Here is a 12,258-nt window from a genome sequence, read left to right as displayed (position 1 = left end):
TCTGAGGTTACACTGAGTTGACCGCACATTTATTATTTCTTACCGTAGAAAAATGATAAGAATACCATGTAAAAAGAAAAAACTGTTTTTTATGAACAGTTTAGCGGTCAATTCCAGTAAGAAACTAGAATTTTGGTTCCGAATCTCCATCTACCTATTCCCATGAGAATTCTCAAGATCCAGACCTTACGCGGCCCAAACTATTGGAGCATTCGACGCCACAAACTGATCGTCATGCGCCTCGATTTAGAAAACCTTGGCGAGACGCCCTCGAATGAAATCCCTGGCTTTTATGAAGGATTAGTTGAGGCGCTGCCAAGTCTGGAGGGCCACTATTGTTCGCCTGGCTGTCGCGGTGGTTTTCTGATGCGAGTCAAAGAAGGCACTATGATCGGCCACATAGTAGAACACGTAGCCTTAGAACTCCAAGAATTAGCTGGGATGCATGTCGGCTTTGGTCGCACCCGCGAAACTGCCACACCCGGAATTTACCAAGTAGTAATCGAGTACCTGAATGAGGAAGCGGGACGCTACGCTGGACGAGCTGCAGTACGGCTGTGCCAGAGTATCGTTGATCGAGGCCGTTATCCCAAAGCAGAATTAGAGCAAGATATCCAAGACCTGAAAGACTTTTCCCGTGATGCTTCCTTAGGCCCTTCCACAGAAGCGATCGTCAAAGAAGCAGAAAAAAGAGGTATTCCCTGGATGGCGCTGGAAGCCCGCTTTTTGATTCAGCTAGGCTACGGCGTGAACCAGAAGCGAATGCAGGCCACAATGACAGACAACACCAGCATTCTGGGTGTAGAACTAGCTTGCGATAAAGAAGCCACTAAACGTATCCTTGCTGCTGCTGGTGCGCCAGTACCCAGAGGTACAGTAATCAACTTCTTAGACGATTTAGAACAAGCCATTGAATTAGTTGGTGGCTATCCCATCGTCATCAAGCCTCTGGATGGCAATCATGGACGTGGGATCACCATTGATATCAGAACTTGGGAAGAAGCTGAAGCCGGATACGAAGCTGCCAGACAGGTTTCCCGGTCAATTATTGTCGAAAGATATTACGTTGGACGTGACCACAGAGTACTGGTGGTAAATGGGAAAGTAGTAGCAGTAGCCGAGCGCGTCCCGGCTCATGTCATTGGCAACGGCAGATCAACCATTTCCGAACTGATTGAGGAAACAAACCTTGACCCGAATCGCGGTGAAGGACATGATAACGTCCTGACCAAGATTGAACTAGACCGCACCAGCTACCAGCTCCTAGAAAGGCAAGGTTACACCCTAAATAGTGTGCCACCCAAGGGGACTATTTGTTATCTCAGGGCAACAGCAAACTTGAGTACAGGTGGTAGTGCCGTAGACCGTACCGATGAAATTCACCCAGAAAATCTTTGGTTGGCACAACGAGTAGTCAAGATTATCGGTTTGGATATCGCCGGACTTGATATCGTCACCACAGATATTAGCCGTCCTCTGCGGGAAGTGGATGGCGTGATTGTCGAAGTTAACGCCGCTCCCGGTTTTCGGATGCACGTTGCCCCAAGCGTAGGTATTCCCCGCAACGTTGCTGGCGCAGTGATGGATATGCTGTTTACTAACGAGCAATCTAGCCAAATTCCCATCCTCAGCATCACGGGTACTAATGGTAAAACCACCACGACTCGACTACTAGCACATATTTATAAACAGACTGGTAAAGTAGTAGGTTATACTACTACTGATGGAACATATATCGGTGATTACTTAGTAGAATCTGGCGATAATACAGGCCCCCAAAGTGCCCACGTCATCCTCCAAGATCCCACAGTAGAAGTAGCAGTACTGGAAACGGCTCGCGGTGGTATTCTCCGCTCTGGATTGGGCTTTGAAGCCGCAAATGTAGGGGTAGTATTGAATGTGGCCGCCGACCACTTAGGAATAGGCGATATAGATACCATTGAGCAGTTAGCTAACCTCAAAAGTGTAGTAGCAGAAGCTGTATTCCCTGATGGCTATGTGGTACTTAACGCCGACGATCGCCGCGTCGCCGCCATGTCAGAAAAAACTAAGGCTAATATTGCTTACTTCACGATGAACCCCAATTCGGAATTAGTGCGGAAGCACATCCAAAAGGGCGGAGTCGCGGCAGTATATGAAAATGGCTATTTGTCAATTGTTAAAGGTGATTGGACACATCGCATAGAAAAAGCAGAAAATATACCTTTAACAATGGGCGGACGTGCGCCGTTTATGATTGCCAACGCTTTAGCTGCAAGTTTGGCAGCATTCGTGCAAAACGTCACAATTGAGCAGATTCGTGCTGGTTTGAGGACTTTCCGGGCTTCAGTTAGTCAAACACCGGGACGAATGAATTTATTTAATTTAGGCAATTACCATGCTCTGGTAGACTATGCTCACAACGCAGCCAGTTACGAAGCTGTAGGTTCGTTTGTGCGGAACTGGACTACAGGACAACGGATTGGTGTAATTGGCGGACCAGGCGATCGCCGCGACGAAGACTTTGTTACTTTGGGTAAATTAGCAGCACAAATTTTTGATTACATCATCATCAAAGAAGACGATGATACACGGGGACGCCAACGGGGTTCAGCTGCCCAGTTGATTATTCAAGGTATCACGGAAGTTAAGCCTGATAGCCGCTATGAATCGATTCTGGATGAAACCCAAGCGATAAATAAAGGCTTAGACATGGCTCCTGATAACAGCCTAGTGGTAATTTTGCCAGAAAGTGTTAGTAGGGCTATTAAGTTAATTAAGCTGCGTGGTTTAGCCAAGGAAGAGACACACCAACAAAATCCCGGCACAACTGTTATCGATTCCCAAAATGGAATCACACCTTCTTCTGTTGTTAATACCTTGCTGTAGTCAGGAATCAGGAGGAAGCACCGCGCTGGCTTCTCCTGACTCCTTTAATTACTGTTTTTCTTCTTCCTGATTGGTTTCCTCGCTGGGAGTTTTCATTTCCTCCTTAAAACCTCGTAGGGTTTTGCCCAGTGCAGTCCCCAGTTCGGGAATTTTTTTTGGGCCGAAAATTAAAATAGCGACTATGCTAATTACAGCTATTTCTGGCCATCCCAGTCCAAACATATAAATATTCCTCTAAGGCATCTGTAATTAAATATAGACATTGATGGCTCAAATCCGATGAGTTCGCCACTGATAAACACTCTACATCTTGTAAAATAGGGTATAAATAGAACTAAAATTCTCAAGTATTGTCCATAAGTAAACCTTTTTAATTGATTAGACTCCATTCTGCAATTTCCTTAAAACATCTGATTAGTTGGAGTACCTTTATTAAAACAGTCCTAACTGTACTGACTGCTTATTATCAGCATTTTCTGTTACTATTGGTGGTAAATCTGCTGGAGGTTCAACAACCAAAGGAGCGTTTTCTTCAAATCTCAGTTTTGAGCTTCTGATGTAGTTTTCATCAATCTCAAAAGCTAACCAGCGTCTTTGTAAAGTTTCTGCAACTCGACCTGTCATATTAGAACCAGCAAAAGGTTCTAAAACAATATCACCTGGTTCTGTACAAAGGTTGATGACAAACTCTGGTAAAGCTTGAGGGAATCTTGCTGGATGTGGCTTAAAACCTTCTTGTCTGCAACGCCTTTGGTAATAATCGTTGGAAGCAGTATTCGAGGCAGAAATTACATTTACGGGCTGGACTAAATCTTCAAATAAAGTTTCTTGTATAAGAGTCTGTTGCCCAATTTCTTCTTTGTCTGTACTACAACGTCCATCAATAATATTCGGGGGAATGGCTCCTCCCCTGTCCTTCCCAAATTTATCGGAAATATCATGGCCTGATGGTCTAATTTTGGGTTTATACCCATTATTTAGAAGGTTTTTCATCGCATCACTATAAGGCTTTAAAACCCTTCTGTTATTAGCTTTAGGATGCGGTTCTTTTGACAGCCACCAAATTGTATTTACTGAATCTTTAACTCTTTCCCTGCGAACTGTTACCCATTCGGCAGGGGTGGGTAGTTTTGCTGGGTTATACCAATACAATTCTTGTGCCAGATAAAATCCAAGTCCGCCTTTTTCTTTTGCTTTGCACAAAGCAACAACTAGTTCAAAATGATATAGAGAACGAACTGGCATTCCTTTAATCCAACTGCCACCTATATCAATAACTAGTGAGCCTGTTGGTTTGAGAATACGGTAAAACTGGGCTGCATAATCTTTAAACCATTCAACATATTCCTCAGCATCAACATTTCCGTATTCTTTTTTACGAACCAATGCAAATGGTGGAGAGGTACAAATTAAATCGATACTTTCGTCGAGAATACCTGCCATTAATTCTAGGCTGTTTCCTAAATAAGCAGCACCAAATTTTGTTTCGTAGTAAGGATTACAATTAAGTCTCATCTAAACTTTTTTAGTACATATGTACAGGATATGAAAACAGTATCATTCATAAAAGCATAAGTTATCCAACTGTTAGCTATTTTTTTTGATCAATTTGCTAAGTATCTGCACCAATATTCAGTACATAAGTTCTGTGTTAAGTATGGTTGAAGCCAAATTGGACACATTAAACAAAGCGATCGCTAGCTCAACTCACTTCCCATTGGATTGGTAATTGGCAAACCTAACCACTCACTTAATTCATGAGCTAACCATTCAAGTTCTACTTCGGATTTAATACCGCCATCGTTTCCACCAATCTGATATTTTTGTAATCCTGAGCAAATATATAATTGTGCTGGAACAGCAACTCTAGTGTCTTTAGAGCCTTTAATAAAGTGTTTTGGAATGTAAACCAACTTATTAACACTTTGCCTTGGCGATGGACGGGGACGCTCAAACTTCCAACTAAACAACTCCCAGGTTAGGGTAATTTGTTCTGGATTCAGGCGTAAGTAGATGCTTCCAAACAAATTAAAGATAAATTTATACATCATCATAAAGCCAGCACCCCAAAAAGGAAGTGAGAACAAGGCAAAGAGGATGTTGGTAGGAAAAGTGATTATTGAGAGAGCGTTAATTGTCCAGATCAGGACAAATGAATTCCAGATGATCGCAAAGAAACCTGTGAATACTATTGATTCATGGAAACCAGCTGGTGGAATGATAATTTCTAGAGAATCCCAATTTTTGGTTAGTTGAATCTTACTCCCATCTGGTTTGCCAACAACCAAAGTAGGCAAGTTTGTCGGTTGTGGTTTCTCTAAAGCTGCGTAGGCGGAGCCCGTCGTAGACATCGCTTGATCGGCAGAACTCAAACGCCGTTCTAAACTGGGTTCAACCATCGACTTCAACCAGCGAGTCAATGCAGGACTCACATTAGCCACTTCTTCAAACTGAATCCGAAAATCCTTTTGGGGTAAATCGGCTGGATGAGTACCCGTCACTAAATAAATTAGAGTTGCACCTAAGCTATAAAGATCGGAAGCCGGAACCGTGCGTCCGCCAAATTGCTCCTGTGACATATAGCCATAGCTTCCCACCACAGTCCTAGTCCCACCTTCTGTAGCCAAGACAGTTTGCACTGAGCCAAAATCTACTAGGTAAACTTGACCAACACTGTTACCCGAACGCTCTCCCAATAAAATATTGCTAGGCTTAATATCACGATGGATAACAGGCGGATATAAACCATGTAGATAAATAAGAATTTCTAAAAGTGCTTTGGCTATCTCTTTGACTTCTGCTTCGGTAAAAGTCCGCCCAGATTGGCAGTATTGCTCTAAGGTTTTTGCTGGGATATAACTTTGTACTAGGGCAAATCCTTTGATGGTCGTTGAATTTACCTCAAAATAGTCTAAATAGCGAGGTATTAAGGGATGTAACAAAGATTTTAGAGTTTCGGCTTCTCGTTCAAATAGCTTCAGCGAATCCCATTCAAAGTCACTACCAAAAGAGAGTAACTTAATTACAACTAATTCCTGAGTATTTAAATCACGAGCTACAAGTGTCCGCCGCCCTGCTTTTTTGCCTAATAGCTGCTGAACTTCGTAGCGATCGCCTAATATTTCGCCAATCATTATGGTTTCTTATAATGCTACCTTTGAAAAGTTTTTATAGCTTATGACTTCTCAATTTCGGCAAATCGATATCTTTAGTATAATTGCGTAATTCTATGCCCTCCCAACTTTGGCCTTATATTACCCCTGGTATTCCCGATGAATTATTCGAGCATTTGCCAGGAATTCCCCTGAGCCAGCGAGAAGTCCGACTACTATTGATTGCCCAACTACGGCTAAAATCAGATTCCGTGTTGTGGGATATTGGCGCCGGAACAGGTACAATTCCGGTAGAGGTGGGGCTATTGTGTCCAGACGGACAGATTATTGCTATCGAAAGGGATGAAGAAGTAGCTAATCTGATCAAGCGTAACTGCGATCGCTTTGATGTGAAAAATGTCGAAGTTGTTGAAGGCAGCGCCCCAGAGTGTTTGCATGACCTCAAAATTACCCCTCACCGCGTTTGTATCGAGGGAGGTCGCCCCATTCAGGAAATTCTGCAAGCAGCTTGGCATTATTTGCCGCCATCCGGTCGGGTTGTAGCCACAGCTGCTAATCTAGAAAGTCTGTATGCGATTTCCCAGAGCTTTTCTTTATTAAGGGCTAGAAATATCGAAGTTGTCCAATCTGCGGTTAACCGCCTAGAGACACGCGGCTTTTCTCAAACTTTTACCGCCGTTGATCCCATTTTTATCCTCAGTGGTGAGAAACTAGACTAAATCCAAAATACTTCTATGCCTTGGTCTCGGATTATTAGTGGAATTGTTGCGATCGCTCTTGCTCTTTGTGCAACCCTTTTGGGGGGTTGGTACTTTACCATTATCTTTGCGGTTATCATCTTTTTGGGTCAACAAGAATATTTTAATTTGGTACGAGCTAGAGGCATCGCTCCCGCCGCTAAAACTACTATGGCTGTCAGCCAAGTCTTGCTAGTGATTTGCACCCTTGATGGCAGTTTAGCTGACGCTGTGATGCCAATAGCCGGTACACTTATTTGTTTTTACCTGCTGTTTCAACCCAAATTTGCCACGATCGCTGATGTTTCCGCTTCCATTATGGGGCTATTTTACGTAGGTTATTTACCAAGTTACTGGGTGCGGTTACGAGCAATTGATAGCGCTACTTTTAGCAATCTCCCTTTTGGAGGTTACTGGCCCACAACCTGGACAGATTTCTGGGAAAAGGCAAATTCCGCTTCCTTAGCACAAGGTTTTACAGCCACACTACTGACTTTTTTGTGTATTTGGGCAGCTGATATCGGAGCTTACACCATTGGCAAATTCTTTGGTAAAACCCGTCTATCTGACATTAGCCCGAAAAAAACTGTAGAAGGTGCTGTCTTTGGCATTATTTCAAGTGTTGCCGTAGCCATAGCAGGAGCCTATTATCTTCACTTGCCTAAATCTCTCTTCACTGGTTTAGCATTGGGTTTGCTGATTGGCATTGCTAGTCTTTTAGGGGATCTCACAGAATCTATGCTCAAGCGGGATGCTGGAGTTAAAGATTCTGGGCAGTTAATCCCTGGTCATGGTGGTATTTTAGACCGTACCGATAGTTATATTTTCACAGCTCCTTTGGTTTACTATTTTGTGACATTGCTATTGCCATTGATAACAGATAGCGGGACTTAAACAAAAGTGAAGAACAAAAGCATCATAATTGAGTGGATTTGCGTTGAGTGGGTACGTCCTTATTGTTACCCTTGCTTACACACCAGTACCTTGTAGTCTCCCAACTCAAAAATCTCGGAAAATGAAGTAATTATGTCTACATTTTCGGGTGCGATCGCAGCAAGGGCGTGGGTAAGTTACTCAGACTAGCAATGGCGTGTGGTTGCTGGAATACGCCATTAGCATTGGATTGTAGATGCTGAGGGCATTGGTTGGTTCTTCTTCCTTTGCTCCCTGCTCCCTGCTCCCTGCTCCCTGCTCCCTGCTCCCTGCTCCCTGCTCCCTGCTCCCTGCTCCCTGCTCCCTGCTCCCTGTTCCCTGCTCCCTGCTCCCTGCTCCCTGCTCCCTGCTCCCCCACTGCCCTTACTTCGAGAAGCGTTATATTATTTAGGATAAGTAATTGGTATTTTTAGTTTTTAATTTTTAATCATCAAGGGTTAACGTTAATCCGTCCACGACACACCAGCTTGCCTGGGATCAGCGTTAGTTCTTGGATATCGACATCTGAGCCAAGATCCAGATTGTACTCATAATTGCCTTTTAATATATCTCCCCGATCGGGCTTGATTGGGATATGTGCCAGTTGCAACTCATGCCCACTGAGTAAGTGTAAGCCCAGACAAATCTCTAGAGGCGTTGTTTCACTATTGGTGACTTTCAAACCTCGCAGTATAATTTGGTTGTTCCCAAGGAGAATTTCTTGCCACTTGATTGGTTGTGACTGTGAGTAATCTGTTGGTAAAACCTTAACCAATAGATCGCTCAAAGCAGTCGATAATAAGTCTGATGAGAGAGAAGCATTCAGATCCTTCTCGTCTACGATTAAATCGCCAACCACTGGTACTGTTTCTAACAGTCGCAGGGCTTTTCCCTTGAGTACGGAACCGATATTTACCCGAATATTTTCTGCTATTAATTGAATTTGTGTAATTAGGAGACCTTGATAAACTGCATGAGTAGCAAAAACAGATACCGAAGGAATGCGTCCAGAGAAAAGTTGGCGATCGCTAGCTTTAATCTCCACTTCTAATTTCGATATTTGGCTGACCTGCGCTCTTAACCAGAGCTTGACGGCTGTTGTGAGTACCTGCGTAATTATGCGGATTTTATTTGCACTTGTTGTTTGGGAATTTTGATCTGGCATCTAAACTAATTTGTTTATGAGTATTTATTCAACAACCGAACATAAATTAAATAAGCTTTAAATGTAACATTTCTGCCTACTCGCTACACAATGCAAATATCATTTAATTGATAACAATAAATAAGCAATTTCCACATGGAGGTACGGTTACAAAAAATTCTCGCTCAATGGGGTATCGCCTCACGTCGTGAAGCCGAAGAAATGATTAGGCACTCACGGGTGCGGATTAATGGGGTATTGGCACATTTAGGTCAAAAAGTCGATCCTGAAAAAGATGCGATCGCAATTGATGGTAAGCCTGTATCCCAAAAGCAGCGTCCGGCTTTAATATATCTATTGCTGCATAAACCACCGGGAGTGGTTTCGACTTGCTACGACCCTCATCGAAGACCAACAGTCTTAGATTTACTACCGAAAGAATTACGGGAGGGTTCAGGTATTCATCCAGTTGGTCGTTTAGATGCAGACTCTACAGGAGCATTAATCCTGACTAATGACGGAGAACTGACATTTGGATTAACCCATCCACGTCACAGTATTTCCAAGACATATCATGTTTTGGTCAAAGGACATCCTCCAGAAACAGTACTACAGATGTGGCGTCAAGGTGTGATGTTGGAAGGTAGAAAAACTAGGGCTGCTAAGGTACATCTAATAGAAGATCGTAACGAGCAAAGCGTTTTAGAAATAGTGTTGCAGGAGGGAAGAAATCGCCAAATTCGCCGGATAGCCCAACAGTTAGGATACCCAGTAATCAAGCTGCATCGGACTGCTATCGGCCCAATTCAATTACAAACTCTAAAAGAACCCTTTTTGTCAGAGGGTAAATATCGTTCCCTCAAAGATTATGAGATTCACTTTTTGCAAGACCAGATAACGCAACCTAATTATTGATTCAGTGGAATTAAGGAGTGTCAGTAGGCATGAAATGGCTAAGAAAGAAGAATAATCACCAGCCATCACTTTCATTAGAGGAACAACGAGCCGAAAAGTTGGCAGAATTAGGCGCTCAACTTTGGGCATTGCGTCAAGAACGGGGTCTATCCCTAGAACAAGTGGTTGCATTGACCAGGATTCCCCGACGATTATTGCAGGCGATCGAAGAAGGTAATTTAAACGATCTGCCAGAACCAGTATATATTCAGGGTTTGATCAGGCAATTTGCCGATGCACTAGGCTTGAATGGAGTAGAATTTTCTGGCACTTTTCCGGTCAGTTCTGCACAAGTTAGCCCTCTAAGTAGAGGTAATACTTCACCCCTGGCTCAACTACGTCCGATTCATCTTTACTTTCTTTACATATTACTAATAGTATGCTCTGTAAATGGCTTATCTCAGTTATTAAATAACGCGTTACTACAAGCAAGTAATAGCCCAAACCAGCCATATCCAAAACAAAAGTCCGTTGTTAAACCAGAAATAGCTCAACTAAAAGAGTCAACGCAGGTACAACCTGTCAGCGATATCCTCAGCGGTGTCCAAAAGGGACAGGTTGTCCAGGTTGGTGTGACTTTGAAAGCCTCATCTTGGATTCGTGTAGTAGCCGATGGCAAAACCGAGTTTGAGGGTATTCTGCCAGAGGGAACTCACCGAATTTGGAAAGCCCAAGAGCAACTGACAGTGAAAACTGATAATGCTGGTGGTGTGTTGGTGAGCGTCAATCAAGAGAAAGCCAAGAAAATGGGAGAGCCAGGGAAAGAGGAAGAAGTTAGGATTGCTGCCAAGCCTAAATTTTGAAATATGGAGTATAGGGCATTGGGCATGGGGCATGGGGATTGAATCTTCAATTTTGAATTTTGAATTTTGAATTTTGAATTGATTTCTCCCCCCTGCTCCCCTGCTCACTCATCTCCGTTTTTCTTCTTCCTTTGCCGCCTCTTGTCCCATGCCCCACTCCTCACTGGGCTTGGTCTTCCGGGGCGCGTCCATTAAGTTTGGTAAGAACTTTCAAGCGATCGCGCAATTCGTCTGTTATCGCTCCTGTTTGATAGCGCCACTCCCAGTTCCCCTCAGCAATACTGGGAAAATTCATCCGCGCTTCGTTTCCTAATCCCAAAATATCTTGCAAGGGAATAATCGCTTGGTTGGCTACAGAACTCAAAGCTAGGCGAATCAAATCCCAGTGAATACCATCAGGGCTGATAGAACCTAAATAAAGCAACAAGTTTTGCTTTTCCTCATCGTTAGCTGTATTGAACCAGCCTAAAGTTGTATCATTATCGTGAGTCCCAGTATAAACTACAGCATTGTGCCGATAATTGAATGGTAAAAATGGATTAGCGGAATCAGCACTAAAGGCAAATTGCAAAATTTTCATCCCCGGAAATTCATACTTGTCTCGCAGCGCTTCTACCCCCGGTGTAATTACTCCCAAATCTTCTGCTAAGACGGGTAGCTTGCCCAACTTTTGCCTAATCACTTCAAAAAAAGCATCCCCAGGCGCTTCCACCCATTTACCATTGATGGCAGTTTGTTCACCTTGCGGCACAGCCCAATAAGCCTCGAAGCCCCGGAAGTGGTCAATGCGAATTATATCTACATAATCGAGCATTGCCTCAAAGCGCTGTACCCACCACTTAAAGTCTTGTTTTTGCAATTCCTCCCAGTTGTAAACCGGGTTGCCCCACAATTGACCGGTAGCGCTAAAGTAATCTGGTGGAACTCCTGCCATTTGGGCAGCAGCTCCTGTCTGTTCATCTAGACAAAAGATGTTGGGATGCGCCCACACATCAGCACTATCATGAGCTACATAGATGGGGATATCGCCAATAATGTCAATACCGCGCATATTAGCGTAGCTTTTAAGCTCTGACCACTGGCGGAAAAACTCAAATTGGACAAACTTGTAATAAAAAATCTCTCCATTGAGCCGCTCCTGTACTTGCTCCATTGCTTGGGGATCGCGCTTGACAAGTTCTGACGGCCATGTATGCCAGTTTGCATTCTCGTTGGCATCTTTCAACGCCATAAATAAGGCGTAATTATCTAGCCAATAGGCTTTGCTGTCGCAAAAACCTTCAAACTCTTTTTGTTGGATAGGTGTGGCATTGGCTCTAAAATGTTCATAGGCTTTTTTGAGTAGCCCAATCTTAACCGACACAACCTTCTCGAAATCTACCTTTTCTTCGGGAAATCCTGGTAAATTAGCAAAGTCTTCTTCTGTTAGCAAACCCTCATCTCGCAGTTTTTCTGGGCTAATCAGCAGGGGACTTCCCGCCATTGCCGAGTAGCACATATACGGAGAATTACCGTATCCAGTGGGGCCCAAGGGTAAAACTTGCCAATATTGTTGATGGCTTTCTTTAAGAAAATCGATGAAGCGATAGGCTTCTAAGCCTAAATCCCCAATGCCAAATCGACTGGGAAAGGAGGTAGGATGCAGCAAAATACCACTTGATCTAGGAAAAGGCATAATTAATCTGAATTATAGGAGGAAGCGATTGTCTGAACGATACGCTAGGCGA

The 12,258-nt window shown here is 43.5% G+C and carries 11 protein-coding genes; 5 read left to right on the top strand and 6 right to left on the bottom strand.

All coding sequences use genetic code 11. The features are described 5' to 3' along the window. Positions 1-162: 162 nt before the first annotated feature. The gene (gene cphA, locus V7K41_RS27925; protein WP_334853512.1) at positions 163-2,868 is read left to right on the top strand and encodes a cyanophycin synthetase; all 2,706 of its coding nucleotides are present in this window, start codon (positions 163-165) and stop codon (positions 2,866-2,868) included. Between the two features lie 48 nt (positions 2,869-2,916). Here the strand turns inward: cphA and tatA are convergent, their stop codons facing one another. The 3 genes from tatA to V7K41_RS27910 form a co-directional block, all read right to left on the bottom strand. Next, positions 2,917-3,090 (bottom strand): twin-arginine translocase TatA/TatE family subunit, encoded by a 174-nt coding sequence (gene tatA, locus V7K41_RS27920; protein ID WP_094348761.1) that lies wholly within the window; start codon positions 3,088-3,090, stop codon positions 2,917-2,919. Positions 3,091-3,300: 210 nt separating this feature from the next. Next, positions 3,301-4,383: a DNA-methyltransferase gene (locus V7K41_RS27915; protein ID WP_334853510.1), complete on the bottom strand. Its 1,083-nt coding sequence runs from the start codon at positions 4,381-4,383 to the stop codon at positions 3,301-3,303. 182 nt (positions 4,384-4,565) lie between these two features. Beyond that, a complete protein-coding gene (locus V7K41_RS27910) occupies positions 4,566-6,002 on the bottom strand; it encodes a serine/threonine protein kinase (protein ID WP_334853508.1) in 1,437 nt (478 codons plus the stop codon). Positions 6,003-6,097: 95 nt separating this feature from the next. Between V7K41_RS27910 and cbiT the strand changes: the two genes are divergently transcribed. Continuing rightward, a complete protein-coding gene (cbiT, locus tag V7K41_RS27905; RefSeq protein WP_104905801.1) occupies positions 6,098-6,700 on the top strand; it encodes a precorrin-6Y C5,15-methyltransferase subunit CbiT in 603 nt (200 codons plus the stop codon). Positions 6,701-6,715: 15 nt separating this feature from the next. After that, positions 6,716-7,612: a phosphatidate cytidylyltransferase gene (locus tag V7K41_RS27900; protein ID WP_334853506.1), complete on the top strand. Its 897-nt coding sequence runs from the start codon at positions 6,716-6,718 to the stop codon at positions 7,610-7,612. 136 nt (positions 7,613-7,748) lie between these two features. On the opposite strand, the gene V7K41_RS27895 is transcribed toward V7K41_RS27900, so the two are convergent. Beyond that, a complete protein-coding gene (locus tag V7K41_RS27895) occupies positions 7,749-8,009 on the bottom strand; it encodes a hypothetical protein (RefSeq protein ID WP_334853504.1) in 261 nt (86 codons plus the stop codon). Positions 8,010-8,081: 72 nt separating this feature from the next. Next, the gene (locus tag V7K41_RS27890; RefSeq protein ID WP_334853503.1) at positions 8,082-8,795 is read right to left on the bottom strand and encodes an LmeA family phospholipid-binding protein; all 714 of its coding nucleotides are present in this window, start codon (positions 8,793-8,795) and stop codon (positions 8,082-8,084) included. Between the two features lie 135 nt (positions 8,796-8,930). Here V7K41_RS27890 and V7K41_RS27885 point away from each other — a divergent pair, with 135 nt between their 5' ends. Together V7K41_RS27885 and V7K41_RS27880 are read left to right on the top strand one after the other, a co-directional pair. Beyond that, a complete protein-coding gene (locus V7K41_RS27885) occupies positions 8,931-9,689 on the top strand; it encodes a pseudouridine synthase (RefSeq protein ID WP_334853501.1) in 759 nt (252 codons plus the stop codon). Positions 9,690-9,718: 29 nt separating this feature from the next. Beyond that, complete coding sequence (locus V7K41_RS27880) at positions 9,719-10,531, top strand: helix-turn-helix domain-containing protein (RefSeq protein WP_334853500.1); 813 nt, start codon at positions 9,719-9,721, stop codon at positions 10,529-10,531. Positions 10,532-10,691: 160 nt separating this feature from the next. Here the strand turns inward: V7K41_RS27880 and malQ are convergent, their stop codons facing one another. Next, positions 10,692-12,206, bottom strand: a complete 1,515-nt coding sequence (gene malQ, locus V7K41_RS27875) for a 4-alpha-glucanotransferase (RefSeq protein WP_334853497.1) — start codon at positions 12,204-12,206, stop codon at positions 10,692-10,694. Between the last annotated feature and the right edge of the window lie 52 nt (positions 12,207-12,258).

This window comes from Nostoc sp., assembly GCF_036917415.1.
GTDB lineage: Bacteria > Cyanobacteriota > Cyanobacteriia > Cyanobacteriales > Nostocaceae > Nostoc.
Note: the sequence above shows the minus strand (reverse complement) of the source record. Positions and strands in the feature narration are given on the sequence as shown.

Coding starts and splice junctions, on each gene's coding strand:
- cphA (WP_334853512.1), top strand. CDS start 163: ATGAGAATTCTCAAGATCCAGACCTTACGCGGCCCAAACTATTGGAGC.
- tatA (WP_094348761.1), bottom strand. CDS start 3,090: ATGTTTGGACTGGGATGGCCAGAAATAGCTGTAATTAGCATAGTCGCT.
- V7K41_RS27915 (WP_334853510.1), bottom strand. CDS start 4,383: ATGAGACTTAATTGTAATCCTTACTACGAAACAAAATTTGGTGCTGCT.
- V7K41_RS27910 (WP_334853508.1), bottom strand. CDS start 6,002: ATGATTGGCGAAATATTAGGCGATCGCTACGAAGTTCAGCAGCTATTA.
- cbiT (WP_104905801.1), top strand. CDS start 6,098: ATGCCCTCCCAACTTTGGCCTTATATTACCCCTGGTATTCCCGATGAA.
- V7K41_RS27900 (WP_334853506.1), top strand. CDS start 6,716: ATGCCTTGGTCTCGGATTATTAGTGGAATTGTTGCGATCGCTCTTGCT.
- V7K41_RS27890 (WP_334853503.1), bottom strand. CDS start 8,795: ATGCCAGATCAAAATTCCCAAACAACAAGTGCAAATAAAATCCGCATA.
- V7K41_RS27885 (WP_334853501.1), top strand. CDS start 8,931: ATGGAGGTACGGTTACAAAAAATTCTCGCTCAATGGGGTATCGCCTCA.
- V7K41_RS27880 (WP_334853500.1), top strand. CDS start 9,719: ATGAAATGGCTAAGAAAGAAGAATAATCACCAGCCATCACTTTCATTA.
- malQ (WP_334853497.1), bottom strand. CDS start 12,206: ATGCCTTTTCCTAGATCAAGTGGTATTTTGCTGCATCCTACCTCCTTT.